Below are 20,964 nucleotides of genomic sequence, written 5' to 3'. Positions count from 1 at the left end.
CAACCGAGGAATTCGATGTATCTGTTTCTGCAGCCTTCGTAACACCAGCCTTAAAACGAGGTTTGAACCCTGCCGGCGCACTCGTCGTAGGCTTTGCCTCTACTGCAGAATTCTCTTCTTTAGACGGTTCTTCTACTGGAGCAGACTCAACCGTTTTAGTAGTTGCGGCCTTAAAGCGCGGTTTAAATCCAACAGCTTTAGTTGGCACAGAAACCTCCGCATCAGCACCCTTCACAGCTGCGACAGGCTGCTCTTGCACCACTATTGTTGGCTTTACTTCCTTTGGAACGGTATCGACTAAAAGAAAATCTTTGCGCAACCTGTTGAACCAAAATTTCTTTGAATGGTCGAAACTCTTCTCGCCCATCTGCGCATAGTGACTTTGAAATTCAGCGTATAACGTTTCGTCTCTTTGCTGTAGCAGAGATAAATCAATCTTCTTCTTAACAAAAAACTCTTCAAATGTCATCATGCGTAACAAAGTAAATCTTCCGGCCCTGGAGTCTTATATACAAGAAACACCACACCCACAAACACTAAAAGTAGCAAATATTAATAAAAAAAGAGGGCAATGCCCTCTTTTTTTATTCTTAGAACAGAGTTTTACTCCATATTGTGATATACAGCCTGTACATCATCATCTTCTTCAATTTTATCAATGAGCTTCAAAACATCGGCAGCCTGTTCTTCTGTTAACGAGGTATGTGACAACGCAATACGCTCCAACTTAGCCGATGCAACTTCTATACCCTTCTCCTCGAGTAAACTTTGCATATTACCAAAGTCTTCAAATGACGTTTGCACGACCACAATATCTTTACCCTCCTCATCGGATTCCAAGTACAGTTCTTCCAAACCTCCATCGATTAACTCCAGCTCCAGCTCTTCCATATCCAGGTCTTCAGCTGCTGCGAAACGAAAGATAGACTTCCGTTGAAAGATAAAGTCTAACGACCCTGTCTTTCCTAGGGAGCCGCCCGATTTTGTGAAATAGCTTCTGATATTTGCTACCGTCCTATTCGTGTTGTCAGTTGCTGTCTCGATAAGTACCGGTACACCGTGTGGGCCGTAACCCTCATATACGTACTCTTCATATCCTTTGGCATCTTTCTCAGAAGCACGTTTTATGGCCGCTTCGACACGGTCTTTCGGCATATTAACCGCTTTTGCATTCTGAATTGCCGTCCGCAAGCGTGCGTTATTCTCGGGGTGTGGTCCGCCTTCTTTTACTGAAATCGCAATTTCTTTTCCAAGACGCGTAAACTGTACGGCCATTTTGGCCCAGCGCTTAAATTTTCTTTCTTTTCTGAATTCAAAGGCTCTACCCATTGTTATATGTTTGTTTTGAGGTTTTCAATCATGTCTTTTGTCATGGCCTCTAAATCAAACGTTGGTTGCCACCCCCAGTCTTTACGGGCATAGGCGTCATCGATACTCGCCGGCCAAGAGTCGGCGATCGCTTGACGAGGATCATTCTCGACATAAGACATCTCAAAATTAGGAAGAATTTTTTTAATTTCTTCTGCTATCATTGCCGGCGTGAAGGATATACCCGCTAAGTTATAGCTTGAACGGATCGATAGCTGCTCCGCTGGTGCATCCATCAATTCAATTGTTCCGCGTACGGCATCATCCATATATAACATAGGCAGCTCCGTGTTTTCAGACAAGAAACTTGCGTATTTCCCTTGGCGCAGTGCTTCAAAGAAAATATGTACGGCATAGTCCGTTGTACCTCCTCCTGGTGCTGTCTTCCAAGAAATTATCCCTGGATAACGAACACTACGGATATCCAAGCCATACTTTTGGTGATAATATTCACATAAGCGCTCCCCGGCCAACTTACTAATACCATAAATGCTATTGGGATCCATGACACAATATTGCTCGGTGTGTTGCTTTGGTGAATTTGGACCAAAAACAGCGATCGAACTCGGCCAAAAGATTTTCTTAATTCCCAACTCTAACGCGAGGTCAAGCACATTCAGCAAACCATTCATATTTAAATCCCATGCTTTCATCGGATATTGCTCGCCTGTAGCTGATAGCATCGCGGCCAATAAATATATTTGTGTCGGTTTATATTTCACTAATAATGCCTTCACTGCATCTTTATCCAAGACATTGATGGTCTCAAAAATCTCTCCGGACTTCAATTCTGCCGGGGGTCTTATATCAGAAGTGATGACATTCTCATTGCCAAATTTCTGGCGGAGTGCAACAGCCAATTCAGATCCGATTTGACCATTTGCACCAATCATAATAATACGCTCTTTCATTGCCCCAAAGATAGTTCATTTTTTACTCTTCTGTCAATAGCTGCTTCACCTTCGTATCAGCACAAAAGTTAATTTAAACGACTGAAAATGACCTAAAGAGCCATACAACTCCGCATGACAAATATAAAAACCTCCCTTCACATCCTGCCCGTTATCGTCTTTTCCATCCCATCGTATTTCTCCCCGCTGACCTGCACTTTTATTACGAATCAATCGGTTGACTATCCTTCCTTTATCATCAAATATCGTCACGTTAAGCATCGGATCTACAATAGAAAAATCATAAACTACCGTTAAAAAATCTTCTACACCATCTCCATTTGGAGACATCGTTTGGCTGCGCAAAAAAAGATTATTTTTTTCTTCTTTTTTTTCCACAAAGCTCGAATTTTCATACCCTGGGGTCGCACCACCTGCCAAAACTGCTGCCGAAGTGAAGCTTCCCGGGGCATTCGTGGCCAAATCATACCCCCGACGTTCCAACGATATTCCTTTAACATTTCTCAAAAAGGGCTGATGCATTTCACGGGTGTAAACTAAACTGTCGATTGTTTTACGTGTTGTTTTTAGCACCACTTCTCCGTCGGCATTTGCCATTCGTGGTAAACGTAACATTTCTATAAAAACATCGTGTACTGCTGCCGGATAATAGCGTGCAACGTTCTCGAACGAGGTGGTCAAAACCCGAAATTCGCCTGAAAGCAACAAATGCCTTTCCAAAGAAATTGGATATCCTCCCAAAAGGCAGGTAGAAAGGTCAATCGGTTTCCCTGATCGGTTATAGATCTCAACAAAAGCAGCACCATTGTCCTTTGGGTTGAAAAGTACCTCATTAATGACAATATCTTGCTCCATAACATCCGAAGATCTCAAAATAACCAACTTTGTATGATAAGAAATAGCACAAAAATATAATGCTGTCATGTTCAGCTCGTAAACCAAATCTTCCTCCAAAGATTTTTCTAATAGAAGACGGATACCTTCGTCCTCCTGCACAACCTCCTTCACCGTATTTAGATCATCAACAAAACTAAAGCTCGCGCCCGACAGGTTTTCTGCAAGATGCAACGGCAGCCCAACAGTTAACCATAACGTGAGAGGATCACGAATTTCTACCTGTGGCAACAATGCCGGCACATAAGACTCGTTCCAAACACTATTACGGAAACCTGGAGTACCTCCTAAAGGCGCAGACGACTCCTTCCAATTAGGCTGTACATTGCATTTATATCCTGGATTTATACGCTCCAAACTAGGTGCCTTATTTACTTGTTCCCCTTCATACCAACGATCGCTGTAAGCAACCTTATCGATCATCATACCGGTCTGATCGAGCAGCTGCACCACGGCTCCTTTATGGGACAGTGATTGCCACCCGAGCAAAGACACAACATTCCCAAAGTGACGAAATTCAGCTTCTGTTCCCTCTGGAACCAAGAGCATGAACTGCTTTGGAGCGAGACGGCGATTAGGGAAGAGATAACAGGCCGAATCAATATGTAGTTTGTACCCCGTTAAGTTCAGCGAGGCGTTACCATTATTATAGATTTCAATGTATGGATATGGAGGAAGGTCAGCCCCAATTGTGTTCGTTCGTATCTCGGTCAGGACAATCTGTGCCCACGCCGTCTTGTATCCAGATAAAAAAGCGAAAGTAAAAAGGAGAATGCATTGAATTTTTTTCAACAAACCGCGTTTGTTTTGGCAAAAATTTAAATTTAAGGCGAAATCATTAATAAATTTTCTATTTATTAGAAAAGAATCGGCTTATTTCGTATGTTTGGTTCCTTATAAATAAATGTAAACAAATTATTTATCAATCAGTCACATAAAACAAACTAATTAAGTATGAAAGTCGCAGTAGTAGGGGCAACTGGCCTAGTGGGGTCGGAAATCTTAACCGTTTTAGCGGAGCGTAATTTCCCGGTAACAGAATTAATTCCTGTAGCATCTGAGAAGAGCAAGGGTAAGGAAATTGAGTTCAAGGGAAAGAAATATAAGGTTGTCACACCATCTGAGGCTATTGCATTAAAACCTAATGTTGCTTTGTTTTCGGCTGGTGGTGAAACTTCGACTGCATATGCGCCTTTATACGCAGAAGCAGGCATTACTGTTGTTGATAATTCGTCGGCATGGCGAATGGATCCAACAAAGAAGCTTGTCGTTCCGGAAGTAAATGGAAATGTCCTTACTGCGGCAGACAAGATCATAGCCAATCCAAACTGTTCGACCATACAAATGGTTGTGGTATTAAAACCACTTCACGAAAAATATAAAATCAAGCGTGTTGTTGTATCGACCTATCAATCGGTTACTGGTACAGGCGTAAAAGCTGTTGATCAATTAATGAATGAGCGTGCCGGTATCGACGGGGAAAAAGCATATCCATACCAGATCGACCTTAATGTTATCCCGCATATCGATGTTTTCCAAGACAATGGATACACGAAGGAAGAGATGAAAATGATCAAAGAAACCAATAAAATTATGGGTGATGATTCCATCCGTGTTACCGCCACAACAGTCCGTATCCCTGTCATGGGAGGCCACTCTGAGTCGGTTAACATAGAGTTTGAGAACGACTTTGATTTGAATGAAGTTCGTCAACTTTTAGCCGCGGAAGAAGGTGTTATCGTGGTGGATGATCCCGCAAATTTAAAATATCCGATGCCGAAGGATGCCCATGGTAAAGATGAGGTTTTAGTCGGACGTATCCGTCGTGATGAATCTCAGGACAAAACCTTAAATTTATGGGTTGTTGCAGACAACTTACGCAAGGGCGCGGCGACAAATGCTGTACAAATTGCAGAATTGTTAAGTCAAAAAGGACTTATATAACCGTAGAATCCATTTTACAATCAAATACCTACAAGCCTCTTTATTTACTTAAAGGGGCTTGTTTTTTGAACCTCTCCCCCCAACCGGGTGAATATCTCCTTCTTGATTTCAAAGCCGGCAGCATCAATTGCTCGCGTTGCATCTTCTAAGATCACCGTATTAAATCCTTCGGATAGGCTATCAAGAGCCGTAAAGTACACACAATAGTCCGCCGCCAATCCACACACATGAACTTCATCGATATTCAGGTTTTTTAAATAACCAGAAAGGCCTGTACTTTTCTCTTGTCCATTATCAAAAAAACCTGAATAGCTATCGATCTTTGGGTCCATTCCTTTTCTAAAAACAGCAGCAATCGGCTGGTTATCGAGCGCCTCCGAAAGTGCAGCTCCACGGGTCCCTTGTACGCAATGGTCTGGCCATAGCGCTTGTTCTTTTCCATCTTTTTCTATAACATCCCCGACCTTCTTCCCTGGGTGCTGTGACGCAAAGCTGATATGATGGAGCGGATGCCAATCCTGCGTAGCAACAACAACATCATATTGCTGCTGAATGCTATTTATGACCGGAATTATTTGATCCCCCTCCGCCACGGCAAGGTTGCCGCCAGGCAAAAAATCATACTGCATATCGACAATGATTAACGCTTTCATAGTTATCCTTTTTAGTGAACAAACCCAAGTTAATCAATGGTTAGCATATAACCAACCCCTCTGATATTGGTTATCTTGATTCGCTCATCAGCAGCCAGGTATTTTCGGATCCGACTAATAAAGACATCTAAACTTCTTCCGGTGAAATAGGTGTCATCGTTCCAATAGGCTTTAATAATTTCTTCACGTGGAACAACTCGATCCTTATGTTCAAACAGGCGTCTTAATAATTCGGCTTCACGAAACGACAACTTTTCTTGTTTCTCGCCGTGAGATAGCGTAGACTTCTGTGTATCTAAAATATACGCCCCGATATAGCAAAATTTTGCGACCGCCAATTGTGCCGTTCGTCGCGTTAGCGCTTCAATGCGCACGACCAACTCTTCAATCTTAAATGGCTTTCGCACATAATCGTTTGCCCCCAAATGAAAGCCTTTCACAACATCCTCTGTTTGCGTCAACGCTGTCAAGAATAAAATAGGCACCGTTGTATCAACTCTTCTAATTTCCTCTGCTACCGTGAATCCATCCATAAGCGGCATCATCACGTCAAGCACAACAATATCAGGTTTTTTATGTTGGAAGGCGGCCAACGCATCACGCCCATTCTCTTTATGCCTCACCAAGAAGCCATGGGACTCTAAACTATCCGAGACAATCATCCCTAAACTGGCCTCGTCCTCTACATATAAAATATCAACCATGGTTTTCTTTCTTTAATAGGACTTCCTTCATCGGCAAAGAAACAGTAAATGTACTTCCTTCTCCCAACGCACTACGAACGATGATTTCCCCACCGTGACGGCTTACGACCTGTTTGACATATGCCAGACCTAATCCAAAACCTTTTACGGCATGTAAATTTCCTTCTGGAACCCGGTAAAACATATCGAATATTTGTTTTTGATGAACCGGATCTATCCCCTTCCCTTTGTCTGAAATCGAGAGTTGCACGCGTTCTGGATCTTCCTTCAGGCGTATATGGAGCAAGACTGGTTCTTCTGAATATTTTACAGCATTATCCAACAAGTTTGCAACCACATTACGCAAATGAGACTCGTCGCCTACGATAAAAAGCGGTTCGTCGGGAAGATCCCTTGAAATATGAACTTCTTTCTTCGAAGACACCTGCAATGCTTGCAATGCCCCCTCTACAACACGCCGTATATCAAACCGGCTCAAGGAAAGCACTACGCCATTTGTTTCATCCACATTCAGCTCCAATACCCGTTCAATCATTTCATGTAAATGTTCTAATTCATGCTTGGAGATTTCCAGGTATTTTTCCATTTTGACCTTATCATCTTTTGCTCCGAAATGTTGAATAGCCTCAATTGCTGCCATAACGGTTGCAACGGGCGTTTTCAGTTCATGCGTCATATTGTTGATAAATGATCGCCGCAAAAGCGCTAACTCGTTTTGCTTTTTTATCGTTTTCAATAAATATATAAAGGTCCCCAGCAATGCAATCAATAAAAGAATAGAAAACAAAACCTGCACCCACATTTTGGAAATATAATACCCCCAAGGAGCTTGAAACTTAGCGACCAGAAATTGATCCTCCGCCGGATTAACCAAAATTGGTCGGGTCATAAGTTTGTCCTTCCGCGCTTTTCGTCCATAGTACTGATCAAATTCATCTTGTTTGATTTCCTCCAAGCGAAGAACAAATTTTGCCTCGATCTTATTCCGTGCGAATGCTTTCACCAACCGTGTTTCTAATGTATCCAGAAGTTGGTCATTGAAGTTCATCTTTTCCAACAAGTATAGAGGCAACAACTGATCAGGCGCATCCTTCCCTCGTCCGACCTGCTTGACTCGCCGCATATGCATGCGCCGGAGCTCCGAAGTGTCCAGTGCTGAGCGGAATTTTGTCAAGTCGATATCGGGGTATACCGACTTCAATAGTCCCATCAAAGCGTCATAGCGTTTGTTCTTTTCAAGCGGCTCCATTTGCTCCTTTTTCCAGGCAGCAGAGACTTCGTTTTGGTAGTAGTTTTGCAATACATTAAACAAGGATCTCTCGGCTGTTCCCAAGAATAGCTCCTGCCTATTTTTATAACTTCCGTACAGCCAGATGCCAAGCACCAACACGATCCCACTTGCCGTTAGGGCGATGATTAACAGCAGTATTTTAAACTTTTTTAACATTATTAATACAAATTTAAATTAGTAGATTTGCAACGCATAAAGAATTAGGCACTTTTAACAAAATATAACACTGATTAACAGTTCTATTTAATTATTTTTGCCAGTCAAACAAGATATATGAATCAATTTTTAAAGAGAACGCTAAACAAATTTGCCCTGCCCATATTTACGCTGATCGTAGCAAGTGCATGTGATAAGGATATGAGTGTTATGTTGGACAACTCGGCAACGAGCAATGTTGGTGTATCTGCAGTTGATTCTTTTACGGTACATACCTCGACCGTTCAGCTTGATAATATGCCTTCGTCGGCAACAGGTGCGATTTTAGTCGGGAAAGCGGTTATACCAAATCTTGGTTCGGTGCAATCCACCTCTTACTTCCGCTTAGGCTTTACCAGCTTCACCAATGACATTCCGACGACTGCAGTATTCGATTCATTAAACCTCGTTCTTAAGCCAAGCACATCGCGTTATTATTATGGTGATACGACGAAAGTTCAGAAATTCTCTGTACACAAAATTTCGGAGCCTCTAGAAACAACGACCTTAACAGGAGGTATTCAGAATACAGCGATTCCCATTTATGTAACGGGGCCATCTATTTTTTCAAAGCGCAAGTTTACATATGAAACAAGCGAACTAGGAGCATTATCTTTTACCCCTCATATTCGGGCAATAGATTCCTTAGACATCAAGTTGAACAGCGGTATCGGAAAAGAAATTTTTGATATGATCCAAGCGAACGATATCAAAGTTGCTTCGAATGAAAACTTCCAAGAGTATTTCAATGGATTAGCGCTTGTTCCAGATAAAAACAACAGTGCTGTAATCGCACTAAGCGACACGCTACAGTTTAAAATTAATTACAGCTATACCGGCACCGATGGTTTTAAAAAGACGGGCGCCAAAGTATTAGTTATTACACAACGCGATTTTCAATACAACAATATCTCTTATGACAGGACAGGGACAGCCTTTGAATCTCTTTCTTTAACAAATAAAGAGGTGAAGACATCGGCCACAGGAGGTGTTACGTTTGTACAATCAGGGGCAGGTGTTGTCGCGAAATTGTCATTCCCTTCGTTAAAGGATTTTATTCTAGATGAGACTGTTTCGGTCAACAAGGCCGAATTGGTTATTGAGACATCAACTCCGAGCATGAACACCATGTATCCAATTCCTGGAAGCTTAATGCTTTTCGTTGCGGATCATGACGGGATTCCGGTGAGTTACATCACCGCCGCATACGGCTCAGGAATCCAACAAGCTGGATTTAAGGCCGGCAATCAAACAGGAAGAAACGGAACATACACGTTCAATTTGATCTCCTATTTAAAAACCTTGAAATCGACGAGTACATACGATGACAAGACTTTGTATCTTAGCACAGTAACACCAGGTTTGTTCAGCACGTTTAATACTGCAGTAATTGCGACAGAACAGGCCAAACCAAAAATTAAATTGAATATATTGTACACTAAATTTAAATAATTTATGAATAAGAAAAATTGGCTATCGTTGATTTTAGTATGCGCTATTGCCCTTACCTCATTCAACTCTTGTAGCAAAAGCGATGACGATGAAACAACTGACGACGGTCCAACGGAGTGGGTGAGATCAACAGTGTTCAAGAATGACCCTAGAAATGGAGCAGCATCTTTCACGATTAATAATGTTGCCTATGTTGTTGGGGGATATGTAAGAAATGAAGGTGTTGTCAATGATGGTTCATCTTTCAATGGCACCACATGGAGTGATATCGCTGACTTTACAGGTACAGCACGTCAAATGGCCGTTGGTTTTTCGATTGATGGCATTGGTTATGTAGGTACAGGATCAACTGGAACAGATGATTTAAATGATTTCTACAAATTCGACCCTAAAACAGATAAATGGACTAAGATCGCAGATTTTCCAGGCAAAGCACGCTATGGAGCCGTAGCTTTTACCTTAGGTAAATTTGCTTACGTTGGTTTAGGTTCTACTAAAACAGACAATAAATTTAGTGATTTTTACAAGTACGATCCAGCAACAGACGTATGGACAGAAATCCCTTCACCATTTAAATACAAGAAAGCATTCGCATTTACTTTTGTAATCGGCGACAAAGCTTATGTAGGTGGTGGTTATGCGAACAGCGCAAACTTGCCAGAAGATTTCTATTCTTTTGATGGAACAAACTGGAAGCCTTTAGCTGATCTTAACAGAAGTGACGCGAGCTACACGTATGATGTAAGAAAATACAATGCTGGTGCTTTCGTAATTGGCAACAACGGTTATGTAGTAAGCGGAAGAAGTGGATCAAGTATCACGAATACAGTATGGAAATATGATCCGGCTTCAGATTCATGGACAGATAAACACCAGAATCTTCCTGCTGACGCACGTGAAAAAGCAGTATCTTTCACCCTTAATGGAAAAGGATATATCAGCACAGGTGTAAATGGTTCATTTATCTTCGATAACACTTGGGAATTTACTCAAGTACGTTAATCAGAACCGACTAAAAATATTTAAACGGACATGCTTTTGTATGTCCGTTTTTTGTTTCAAATGATCGCTCCAATTCTTCAGAAGATCTTGAAAAAGTGACCTTGGTCAATCTTGGGTTGATTTTTTTCCTTAACTTTGCCCCGTAATTTATATTTAACAACACATTAAACGCCGTTTGCAGCGGTATCAATGCATATGAGTCAATATCAAACATTACTGTACTATTGCTACAGTCCTATCGAAAATGCGGAGCAATTTGCCGCAGAACACTTAGAATTATGTCAATCGCTTAATCTTGTCGGCCGTATTATTGTGGCGGACGAAGGGCTTAACGGCACAATCTCGGGCACTCCAGAAGCGTGTAAAGCCTATATGGATGCTGTCTATGCAGATGGACGCTTTAACAAGACGGAGTTTAAGATCGACGATGTAGAAGAGCTTTCTTTTATTAAGATGCACTGCCGCTATAAGCCGGAAATTGTACACTCTGGTCTTCGTGATCCAAAGGAGATCGACCCGAATAAGCAGACCGGTATACACTTAGAGCCTAAGGATTTCTTGGCGATGAAGGATCAAGAGGATGTGGTTATTCTGGATGTACGTTCGAACTACGAGCACAATGTTGGTCGTTTTAAGAATGCGATTACATTGGATATCGAAAACTTCCGTGAATTTCCAGAGAAAATAAAAGAGCTGGAGCAATATAAGGACAAGAAAATCTTGACCTACTGTACAGGTGGGATCAAATGTGAAAAGGCATCTGCTCTCTTGTTAAAAGAAGGTTTTGAAGATGTATACCAGTTGCACGGTGGAATTATTAAGTACGGCAAAGAAGCTGGCGGAGAAGATTTTGAAGGACAGTGTTATGTATTCGACAACCGCGTTACGGTAGATGTGAATGCGGTAAATCCTTCTATCGTTTCCACGTGTAAGAACTGTGGCGTTACGACATCAAAGATGATCAACTGTGCGAATGCCTTGTGTAATGAGCATTTCACGCAATGTGATGCCTGTGGATGGGAAATGAAAGGCTGTTGTTCGACCGATTGTATGGAGCAACCAAACAACCGCGAGTACGATGGTACGGGCTATTATGTGAAAGTACCACAACCTGTCAACCAGGATAAAATCAGTAAAAGAAAACACAAGAACTTTCCACCAAAAACGGAAGTTGAAGCATAAAAAAAGAGGCCTGGGCCTCTTTTTTTATGCTTGTATAGCTATTATGCTTCTACTGTCGCTGCCGAGGTCTGTACCGTACGGTCAACTTTCTTGACTAGTCCTTGTAATACATTTCCTGGACCAACCTCAACGAATGCCTCTGCTCCGTCAGCTAATATATTTTGAACAGTCTGTGTCCAACGCACCGCACCAGTTAATTGCGCAATTAAGTTTTCTTTAATCTGTGCCGGATCAGTATATGGCTTTGCATCCACATTCTGATAAATCGGACAAACAGGCGTTTTGATTTCTGTCGCCTCAATTGCGGCTTGCAGCTCTACTTTTGCTGGCTCCATTAAAGGAGAGTGAAATGCACCACCAACGTTTAGCTTAAGAGCACGCTTAGCGCCTGCCTCTGTCAATAAAACACAAGCTTTGTCTACGCCTTCGATCGATCCTGAGATAACCAACTGACCCGGGCAATTGTAGTTTGCTGGTACAACAACTTCTTCAACTTCCGCACAGATGCGTTCTACCGTTTCATCATCCAATCCTAAGATAGCAGCCATTGTCGAGGGTTGCGCTTCACAGGCTTTCTGCATCGCATTTGCGCGTTGTGCCACCAAACGTAGTCCATCCTCAAAAGACAGTGCTCCTGCTGCTACAAGGGCTGAAAACTCGCCTAATGAGTGTCCCGCAACCATAGAAGGTTGAAAGCTTGCTCCCAGAGCTTTAGCTAGAATTACGGAATGCAAAAAAATGGCCGGTTGCGTAACATTGGTTTGTTTCAACTCTTCATCCGTTCCCGAAAACATAATATCCGTAATACGGAAACCCAAAATATCATTTGCCTTTTCGAATAAGGCTTTGGTTTCTTCGTTCAAATTGTAAAGGTCTTGGCCCATTCCTACGAATTGCGCCCCTTGACCTGGAAAAACATAAGCTGTTTTCATTGATAATGTCATAGTTAAAACACAAACATAGATAAAGTTGATTTTCTATGCAAGTATTGTCGGGAATAAGCGGTCGGTTATTCGGGAACAAAAGCCAGAGAAGAGAGCTTTGCCTCATCAAAGATATCGATGGCGATATCGTGAAACTCACGTGCCGAAACCGCATCAATTTTAGCAAATACTTCGTCCAGTGAAATAATACGATCGTAGTCCATAATATTTTTGGCCACCGCAATAATCATGCTCATTCGATTTTCTTCTGCTAGCGCAATCTGTCCTTTAAATTTATTTTTTGCTTTCTTGAGCTGAATCTCCGTTAGCCCTTTATCCTTCAGCTTGTCCAACTCTTTAAAAACAAGTCGCTTTGCACGCTTTACTTTTTCCACATCTGTTCCCAGATAAATGGTAAACAACCCTGTATCAGAAAACATGGTGTAGTTAGACTCAATGGTATAGGCTATTCCATATTTCTCCCGAATTGATAGGTTAAGGATCGAGCTCATCCCCATACCACCCAATAAATTATTAAGCAGTAACAAACCTGTTTTTCGATCATCCCGAATGCTATATGCCTGCGCTCCTAGCATATAATGTACTTGGTTGATCGGTTTTTCGATCTCGATGTGCTGGGCAATTGTACGACCAACCTGCGCTCGTAGTTTCGGACTGTTATTTTCGGGTACTGGTTCAAAATAACGACGCACCATTCGCTCGACGGTCTTCAAATCATAGTCTCCTGTGATTCCGACTACGATTTCGTGTGTATTATAGTTTTCTTGTAAAAACTTTTGCACGTCAGGACGATCAAAAGCAAGTAGGTCTTCCTCCAATCCAAGGATATTGTGCCCTAATCCAGAGTTTTTGAATACAAGATCTTCATAATCGTCTATGATGGATTCTTCGGGACTATCGAGGTACGAAGCCATCTCGTCTACAATAACGCCTTTTTCTTTTTCCATTTCTTCCTCTGGGAAAGTGGAATGAAAGATAATATCTTCGAATAGATCGAGTGCTTTATGGAGATGTGGGTTTAAAAGAGAAGCATGTATACAGGTATATTCCTTGGTGGTGTAGGCATTGAGGTCACCACCAACCGCTTCAATATAGTTTAAGATCTGCTGTGTTGATCTTCTTTCTGTTTGCTTAAAGAGCAGGTGTTCAATAAAGTGTGCCATGCCATATTTACCGGCCTGTTCATCCCTGGCTCCTGCATTGACAACCAAACAGGTGTGGGTGATAGGTGACGCCTGTCGGTGTAGCACCACACGAATACCATTATCCAAACGGATAACTTCATATTCCATATCGATGTGATTTGATTTTTTCAACTTGCAAAGTTACACAATTATTCACGAATCCTTAGAGCGATATATCTGTTAATCGTCAGGAATAGAATTCTCCGTCATAAAAAAACAGCCGTAACTATCAATTTGTTACGGCTGTTTTAATTATACTATCTCTTTTTGCTATTACATTCTTGGTCTACGCATACCGCCGTGTCCAGACTCTTCCTGGAATGGATTCACGCCAGAGAACTTTTGTAGTTTAAACGTGAAAATCAACATAAAATAACGTCCTAAACGGTTCGTTTGGCTATCTGTGATAAAGTTATCAGATATCGTTCTAGAAATATTTGTTTGCTCATTAAGCAAGTCAAAACCTTGTAAACGAACCGTTGCTCGCTGTCCAGCAAGGAATCGCTGCTCGATATAGGTATTGATTACAAATGGATTTGCATTTACACCGTACCCTTGATTAAATGTTTTTGACAAATCAGCTCCAAAAATCGTAGTCGGTGTTATGTTCACCGATCCAATCAAATTAGGTGTCCACGAAGAGACACTTCTGTTACTGTTGCTTGAAAAGGTATTTTTTGTATAGTTATACGAATAACGAACACCTGGATTGATCTCCAAGTTTTCTGACGGATTATATCGAAACATAACGCCCTGCATAAAGACCCAATTGTTCGCAATGTTTTTATCACCAGAAAGTGCTTCTCGTTCATTAGAGATAAAGGAAACATTCTTATTATAATTAACAGACCCCATCAACATCAGGTTGTATGTTTTCTCTTTTAATGACTTTCCATAATGGTAAAATGAATTTATACCGTATACATTCTCACCGGCATTTAGATAACGGATTTCCTGCAACACACCTAATTTAGCAGCAGATTCATCGCGGTACGATTTACGAAAGTTCACAATTTTATCTGTCGTAAGATTTGCATTTAACATGGCGAAAAATGTATTCCCTTTCTGGAAATCACCGCTACGATAACGAACCTGCATTTGATGTCTAAATTCAGGATCTAAGTCCGGATTACCAATTGTTGTATTGGTACGATTCGTACTAACTTCGAAGGGAAGAATCTGGCTTACACCGGGTTCTGTTGCTTGCCCTGAATAGTTTACAGATATATTTTTCTGTCTAGAGAATTTATATTCGAACCGCGCAATTGGGACAATATTAAAGTTCTTACGATCGATAACCGCAGACTCTGATAGACTATAGGCCATACCATTTAAGACAGAAGGTTGCACCGAGGCTCCTAAAGAGTAAGTTAATTTATCATCACTATGAATATAACTTGCTCCGACGCGATGCGTGGTAAAAGAATAATCATAATCGTAGCTATAGTTGAGCAAAGGATTATCTATAATATTCCCTAGTCGGTCATATCCTTTTTGGGTATTCGAATTGTCGTATTTATTCTTATTCAAATCATAGGTAATTTCCATCCGCCCGTTTTTACTCAACGGTTCGGTGTAGGATAACGTCCCTCCTGCGTTCCAGCTCTTATTCATCATTGCCTGTATCGTCTGTTCATAGATTGAATCCATTGACGCATTAGGATTACTTTCGCTTGCAACTAGATTTTCCAAAATACGATTGTAGTCACTCTCCGTTGCAGCATTATCATAGTTAAAGTTCAAGAAAAAGTTTCTTCCTTTATCGTTTAGCTTACGGTTATATAAACCACTCACGTTATATCGCGGAGTAGATGTTTTAGACGATGTATTTAGATTTTGAATGTTGTTTAACACATCTCCAAAATAGATGCTGGTATTATCATAGATCCGGCCATCGTTGTTATCAAAACCAATTTGTGGAGATATCTTTAAGTAATCCTTATCTGTAATATTCCACTCGATATTACTCTCAAAGCGATGGCTTGCCTTGATCGCATTATTATCAGAACTAGAGCTGTTGATCTGGTTTAAACCAAGATTCTCTTGTCTCGAACTCGTTAGTGTTGTATTATCATCGCGGCCATAGGAATAACTCCCGTATACTTTAAGCTTCTCCGAGAAATCATGGCGTACATTCAGTCCAATAGATCCCGTATTGGTCAAACCGGAAGTTGCTCCAAACATACCTCCGCCGCGTCCACCGCCACCGCCTTGGCGTCGACGGGCACCACCGCCCATGCTGTTAAAGTCAAAAAGCTGGGCATTCATATTGTTCAAGTTACCCAAAACAGAAACTTGCGTATTATTATTCAACCCCATCCACATTCCCGTTGTTTGATAACGGTCTTCGGTTCCGTATCCAGCGCGCAGCGTCGTCATATAACCTTTATTATATTGTGGATCTATTTGGATATTCAAGACCTTCTCCGAGCTTCCACTTTTGTTCCCAGTAAGGTTAGCCATATCCCCATAATCATCGACGATTTGTAACTTCTGAATAATATTTGCAGGTAGGTTTTGTGTTGCCGTTTTTACATCTCCACCAAAGAAATCCTTTCCGTTGATCCGAACACGCGTTACTGACTCTCCTTGAGCGGTTACATTACCATCTTTATCGACCTCCACACCTTGCAGTTTTTTTAGCGCATCCTCCGCAACAGCACCTTCTCGCAGCTTTAAGTCTTTGGTACCGTACTCAATTGTATCTCCTTTGACCTGCACACTGATAACTCCTCCAACGACAATCTCTTCCAACATGTTTGGAATTCCGGTTAATTCGAAAGAAGGAATAATCATTTTCTCCTGTCCTTTCGGAAAGGTAAATTCTTTTTCAAACGGTTCAAAACCAAGGCTACTTACTTTGATTTTAAATGCTTCAGCGCGCACATTATTGAACGTATATATCCCTGCTCCGGACGAGCTTGTTCCCATTGTGTCTTTACCAGCAATAAGCTGTACCGATGCTCCGGCGACTGTTCTCGATTCCGTATCGCGCAACATACCTTGCACGACTTTTCCCGTTTGGGCAAACAAGGCTCCACTCATCAAGAGTAAACAAGCTACTGTTACTCCTATAGCCCTAAACACATGTATCATATTATCTCTTCTCATTATATTTATTCTACCAACGTTCCTTGCAGCACGACTTCCATCGTGATCTTCGTTTTTGACTTCCCTGTCATGCGCGAAGAGTTCACTCTATGTAGCGAGCTGCTACCGGATCGGTTATTATTATTCGCTGTTGTCGGAAAAGCAGTTCTTTCATCATTAATAGATATTTTCAGCACCATTTTATGATCGACAATGGTTACCAAGCTCTTGGGAATAATTGCTTCATAACACAAAACACTATCCTGTATCCGCGCTTCTGCCTTCAGCCCATAATTATTTTGTAACGACAATAAGCCGTCAATAATCGTAGGAAAGCCCGACACATAGTATCCACGAGTCCGGCTAATCAAGTCGCTCTTATAATCCTTTGCTGGATCAAAATCTACCTGTAACATGGCTCGCTTAACCTCTCTATCTGGAAAAGGATATACAAAAATACGGTCCTTTTTTTTCTTGTGATCAGCCATAAAATTGAGGATAACACCATTTCTAGCAACCAGATTTTGTAGTGTTGGGTCTTTTACACGGACAGCGACAAATATGTTTTGTGCATCGTGTGCAATTTGATAGAACCATTTTCCTTGGTTGCCCACATCAGCCCAGGTAGCCCATTCCGACAAGTCTCCATCAACGATAATGCTTTTATTCACATGAAAATCTACTGCCTCTTTCTTTTGTGCAAACCCACATAAACCTAAAAACAATAGTACAATACCTAAAATATTTCTTTTCATCGCAAACATATCAACAGAAAAACCCTCGTGTAGCGAGATTGTTTTTTGTTATTCAATACAAAGAAAGAAATTACTAATGTAAATTAGTGTAAATCAATTGCCATCACAGAGTTGTTACATGGAAAGACGAATGACTATCTTTGCTTCATGTTATTATCTACTTTCCAAAAAGAGCTTATTGAAGCGGGCTGTGACGAGGCGGGTCGCGGTTGCCTCGCCGGGCCGGTCTATGCGGCGGCTGTTATATTTCCATCAGATTATTCCAATCCATTACTGAATGATTCGAAACAGCTTTCCGAGAAAAAGCGCATGGCGCTACGCCCGATTATTGAACAAGAAGCCTTAGCTTTTGCTGTAGCGAGCGTATCCGCCGCAGAAATCGACCAGATTAACATTCTTAATGCATCCTACCTGGCCATGCACCGTGCTTTGGATCAACTGTCAACGAAGGCAGATTTTATCATTGTAGACGGAAATCGCTTTAAAACCTACCAGCAAGTGCCACACACCTGTATCGTAAAAGGGGATGGTAAATATCTTTCCATCGCCGCAGCCTCGATACTTGCTAAGACATACCGCGATGAGTACATGGACGGTATAGCGCAGGATTTCCCGCAATATGATTGGTTGTCCAATAAAGGATACCCTACAATAAAACATCGCAATGCGGTGTTGGCGTATGGTTCGTGTATACATCATAGAAAAACCTTTAAAATAACAGAGCCGCAGCTTAAGTTATTTTAAAGGTTTTCGACTGGCACGAGCTTATACCTCGTGCCATCATAGGCTATCTTAAGCCGTTTATTTCTTGGCTGGTGCCTTATTTTTCCGAGAGGAGAAATACACGGTTCCAGCGAGCCCTAACACCAATACAATCGACGCAATAAGCGATATCATACTACTGATGCGCATAGACGCTGGTGCGAATATAAACTCGATCTTATGGTTTCCTCCTGGAATTTGTAATGCACGCAGAATATAATCGGCGCGAATAATCGGCACTTCTTTCCCATCAATATATGCTTTCCATCCTTTATCATAATATACTTCGGAGAACACAGCAAAAGCATCGTTCGGAGAAGTAGATTCATATTTCAATGTATCTGGATGGTAGGAAACAAGCTTAATTTCTGCATTTGCCGGCTGTCCTAAACGGGAAGCATTAAGCTTATCCTTGAATTCTTCGTGCACAAAAGCTTCCTTCGTTGGATCAAAGCTGCTAATCGCTTGCATCTCCTGTGCATTATCTTTTACAAATGTTACCTTATTGACAAACCAGGCGTTTCCTGCTGCTGTGCTACGACGTTGAATTTGCTCTGCCCCATTTTGTTGATTTTGCGTAATCAAATAACGTACGTTGAACATATCCAAAACGTCTTCGTTGATGGCACCATTAAACTGGTGTTCTAAGATTTCTTGAAAGCGCATCAGCTTTGCCGCATGGTACCCCCCAAGACTCTTATGGAAATAAGAAGCACGTGCGTCAGAGAACGGATTCGTTGTTAGATCAAGTACTCTATAGCTAGGATCTTTATCCAAACGAATAAGTTGGTCGACCTCACGTTCAACCACATGCGATTTCGCTGCGCGGTCATCCACAAACGAATCATTGTTTAGGTAGCGTTTATCAACGGACCATAAGTCCGCCAAAATCACCACACCAAGGATAGCAATAAAAGCCGTTACATTAAGTTTCTTCTTGATATAGAACCAAACTAGACCAAATGTTAGTGCTACAATAAATAAAGAGCGGTAAGCATCTTTTGTAGCCAACGATGTCCGGTCTTTCACTAAGGCATTCGCCAATTCATTGGCGGCACCTTGATCACCTAATTGCTGGGCTAAATGGGCAACAAAATCTCTATGTGTCGACGTTTTAAAGTCTAAGAATAAACTAGGCATCAAAGCCACCACTAAACATAAACCACCAACACCAATAAAAGTGTACAGAACCTTCTTATCAAGTTTTTCGATCTGATCCCCTTTTGTCAGCAATTCGTTGACGGCCAGCATCGCTAACACCGGAATTAAAATGGCTGCAATAACAAGCGTTGATTCGACTGCCCGGAACTTATTATACATCGGGAAATAATCGAAGAATATATCCGATATAAGTGGGAAATGACGTCCGAATGCCAAGAAAATAATAAGCACCGTTGCGGCCAAGATCCACCACTTAATGCGGTCTTTCACAATGATCAGTCCCAATACAAACAAGAAGATCACCGCGGCACCGAAATACCATGGGCCTGAGGTCATTCTCTTTTCACCCCAATAGGTTGGTAGGCTTTGGGCAATCTGAAGCGCCTGTCCTTCTGGAAAACCTTTGCTGGTAAAGAACTTTACTACGTCAGACTTTTCATCCAACACTCCGCCAGTCATACCACCATAGGCGTTCGGAATCAAAAATGTAATATTTTCTCCTACTCCCTGGCTCCAGTCGTACGCATATTCCTTATCCAATCCACCGCTTTTTCCTCCGTCTTCCACCTTTACAATATTCGCCTTACCGCGTGTCGTAAGTTTACTGTACTCATATGTTGGAAACAGAACAGAAGCATTTACTAGGACCGCTAATAGAACGGCTCCAATCTGGATGGCTGAGGCCTGCGCAAACTGCTTTAGTTTCTTATCGCGAATAGCATGATATAGTTCAAACAGTACAAACACCAATAATGCGATGAATAGATAGTAGGTCATCTGGATGTGGTTTGTCCGTATCTCCAACGCCATGAATAACGCTAAGAGTGTAGCTCCCCACAGTCGATTTCCTCTATAACAAAGTAAAACCGCACCAATAATTGGTGGCAGGTATGCAATGGCATATGCTTTGTTCAAATGGCCCGCTTCGATATAAATGAAGTTGTACGATGTAAATGCCAATGCTATCGCACCGACCGCAGCAAGCCATGGCTTTAAGCGCAATACCGAAAACAAGAAGTATCCGCCCAGAAGATAAAGGAGCACAATATCAGTGGGCACCGGAAATACCGTTTTTAGTGCTTTACCAATATAGGTCGTGACATTGGTCGCATGCGCATACCAAATCTGGTAGGTCGGCATACCGCCAAACATGGAATTAGTCCATAGCGGGGCATGTCCATCAAGCGCTTTATAGTCGAAGAGTTCTTTCTGACTCCCTTCGGCCTGCATCACGTCATGCTGCATTAATGTTTTCCCACCAAAAATTGGCGAGAAGTAGAAGAACACCAACACAATAAAGATCGCGATGATGATAAAATGTGTCGAGTTTTCCTTAAACCACTTTTTCATGAAATACTATAAAAGGATTATTAAGTTAAGCACCAAAAATATACAAATGATTTGAATTTATCAGCATAAAATCGGTGGGTTTAAGGAAATGGCCGGTGTGCCTTTCTCTTGAAAGAAAAGCA

General features: G+C 41.6%; 17 protein-coding genes. 5 read left to right on the top strand and 12 right to left on the bottom strand.

Annotation, left to right across the window (positions count from 1 at the left end; translation table 11 throughout):
• The 4 genes from B9Y69_RS19240 to B9Y69_RS16090 form a co-directional block, all read right to left on the bottom strand.
• Positions 1-472 (bottom strand): hypothetical protein (locus B9Y69_RS19240; protein WP_159451874.1); only part of this gene is annotated, 472 nt, incomplete at its 3' end.
• Positions 473-603: 131 nt separating this feature from the next.
• Positions 604-1,329 carry a YebC/PmpR family DNA-binding transcriptional regulator gene (locus B9Y69_RS16100; protein ID WP_085474015.1) on the bottom strand — a complete coding sequence of 242 codons (726 nt, stop codon included), beginning with the start codon at positions 1,327-1,329 and terminating at the stop codon, positions 604-606.
• 2 nt (positions 1,330-1,331) lie between these two features.
• Complete coding sequence (locus tag B9Y69_RS16095) at positions 1,332-2,279, bottom strand: NAD-dependent epimerase/dehydratase family protein (protein WP_085474014.1); 948 nt, start codon at positions 2,277-2,279, stop codon at positions 1,332-1,334.
• Between the two features lie 45 nt (positions 2,280-2,324).
• On the bottom strand, positions 2,325-3,965 hold the full coding sequence (locus B9Y69_RS16090; RefSeq protein ID WP_144036607.1) for a lamin tail domain-containing protein: 1,641 nt from the start codon (positions 3,963-3,965) through the stop codon (positions 2,325-2,327).
• 162 nt (positions 3,966-4,127) lie between these two features.
• On the opposite strand from B9Y69_RS16090, the gene B9Y69_RS16085 reads away from it, so the two are divergent.
• The gene (locus B9Y69_RS16085; protein WP_085474012.1) at positions 4,128-5,117 is read left to right on the top strand and encodes an aspartate-semialdehyde dehydrogenase; all 990 of its coding nucleotides are present in this window, start codon (positions 4,128-4,130) and stop codon (positions 5,115-5,117) included.
• Between the two features lie 44 nt (positions 5,118-5,161).
• On the opposite strand, the gene pncA is transcribed toward B9Y69_RS16085, so the two are convergent.
• From pncA to B9Y69_RS16070, 3 genes are read right to left on the bottom strand one after another with little or no spacing between them, the layout of a single operon-like run.
• The gene (pncA, locus tag B9Y69_RS16080; protein WP_085474011.1) at positions 5,162-5,770 is read right to left on the bottom strand and encodes a bifunctional nicotinamidase/pyrazinamidase; all 609 of its coding nucleotides are present in this window, start codon (positions 5,768-5,770) and stop codon (positions 5,162-5,164) included.
• Positions 5,771-5,799: 29 nt separating this feature from the next.
• Positions 5,800-6,474: a response regulator transcription factor gene (locus B9Y69_RS16075; protein ID WP_085474010.1), complete on the bottom strand. Its 675-nt coding sequence runs from the start codon at positions 6,472-6,474 to the stop codon at positions 5,800-5,802.
• The gene (locus B9Y69_RS16070) at positions 6,467-7,921 is read right to left on the bottom strand and encodes a sensor histidine kinase (RefSeq protein ID WP_085474009.1); all 1,455 of its coding nucleotides are present in this window, start codon (positions 7,919-7,921) and stop codon (positions 6,467-6,469) included. The genes B9Y69_RS16075 and B9Y69_RS16070 overlap by 8 nt, the downstream gene beginning before the upstream one ends.
• Before the next feature lie 117 nt (positions 7,922-8,038).
• On the opposite strand from B9Y69_RS16070, the gene B9Y69_RS16065 reads away from it, so the two are divergent.
• The 3 genes from B9Y69_RS16065 (at position 8,039) to trhO (ending at position 11,596) form a co-directional block, all read left to right on the top strand.
• Entirely contained in the window at positions 8,039-9,412 is a 1,374-nt protein-coding gene (locus tag B9Y69_RS16065) for a DUF4270 family protein (RefSeq protein WP_085474008.1), read from the top strand.
• A 3-nt stretch (positions 9,413-9,415) separates the two neighbouring features.
• On the top strand, positions 9,416-10,414 hold the full coding sequence (locus B9Y69_RS16060; RefSeq protein ID WP_085474007.1) for a Kelch repeat-containing protein: 999 nt from the start codon (positions 9,416-9,418) through the stop codon (positions 10,412-10,414).
• Positions 10,415-10,609: 195 nt separating this feature from the next.
• Positions 10,610-11,596, top strand: a complete 987-nt coding sequence (trhO, locus tag B9Y69_RS16050) for an oxygen-dependent tRNA uridine(34) hydroxylase TrhO (protein ID WP_134429990.1) — start codon at positions 10,610-10,612, stop codon at positions 11,594-11,596.
• Between the two features lie 41 nt (positions 11,597-11,637).
• Here trhO and fabD read toward each other — a convergent pair whose 3' ends face one another.
• The 4 genes from fabD to B9Y69_RS16030 all read right to left on the bottom strand — a co-directional run bounded on the left by fabD (position 11,638) and on the right by B9Y69_RS16030 (position 17,569).
• Complete coding sequence (fabD, locus tag B9Y69_RS16045; RefSeq protein WP_085474004.1) at positions 11,638-12,528, bottom strand: ACP S-malonyltransferase; 891 nt, start codon at positions 12,526-12,528, stop codon at positions 11,638-11,640.
• A gap of 77 nt (positions 12,529-12,605) precedes the next feature.
• Complete coding sequence (locus B9Y69_RS16040) at positions 12,606-13,832, bottom strand: M16 family metallopeptidase (protein ID WP_085474003.1); 1,227 nt, start codon at positions 13,830-13,832, stop codon at positions 12,606-12,608.
• 165 nt (positions 13,833-13,997) lie between these two features.
• Positions 13,998-16,835, bottom strand: a complete 2,838-nt coding sequence (locus B9Y69_RS16035; RefSeq protein ID WP_144036606.1) for an outer membrane beta-barrel protein — start codon at positions 16,833-16,835, stop codon at positions 13,998-14,000.
• A gap of 5 nt (positions 16,836-16,840) precedes the next feature.
• Positions 16,841-17,569 carry a hypothetical protein gene (locus B9Y69_RS16030; protein WP_144036605.1) on the bottom strand — a complete coding sequence of 243 codons (729 nt, stop codon included), beginning with the start codon at positions 17,567-17,569 and terminating at the stop codon, positions 16,841-16,843.
• A gap of 147 nt (positions 17,570-17,716) precedes the next feature.
• Between B9Y69_RS16030 and B9Y69_RS16025 the strand changes: the two genes are divergently transcribed.
• Positions 17,717-18,313 carry a ribonuclease HII gene (locus tag B9Y69_RS16025; RefSeq protein ID WP_085474000.1) on the top strand — a complete coding sequence of 199 codons (597 nt, stop codon included), beginning with the start codon at positions 17,717-17,719 and terminating at the stop codon, positions 18,311-18,313.
• A gap of 57 nt (positions 18,314-18,370) precedes the next feature.
• On the opposite strand, the gene B9Y69_RS16020 is transcribed toward B9Y69_RS16025, so the two are convergent.
• Positions 18,371-20,842, bottom strand: coding sequence for a YfhO family protein (locus tag B9Y69_RS16020; protein ID WP_085473999.1), 2,472 nt, complete (start codon positions 20,840-20,842; stop codon positions 18,371-18,373).
• Positions 20,843-20,964 lie beyond the last annotated feature (122 nt).

It is taken from the genome of Sphingobacterium psychroaquaticum (assembly GCF_900177625.1).
Taxonomy (GTDB): domain Bacteria; phylum Bacteroidota; class Bacteroidia; order Sphingobacteriales; family Sphingobacteriaceae; genus Sphingobacterium; species Sphingobacterium psychroaquaticum.
The sequence above is the reverse complement of the archived record's forward strand: the minus strand, read 5'-3'. Positions and strand labels throughout refer to the sequence as shown.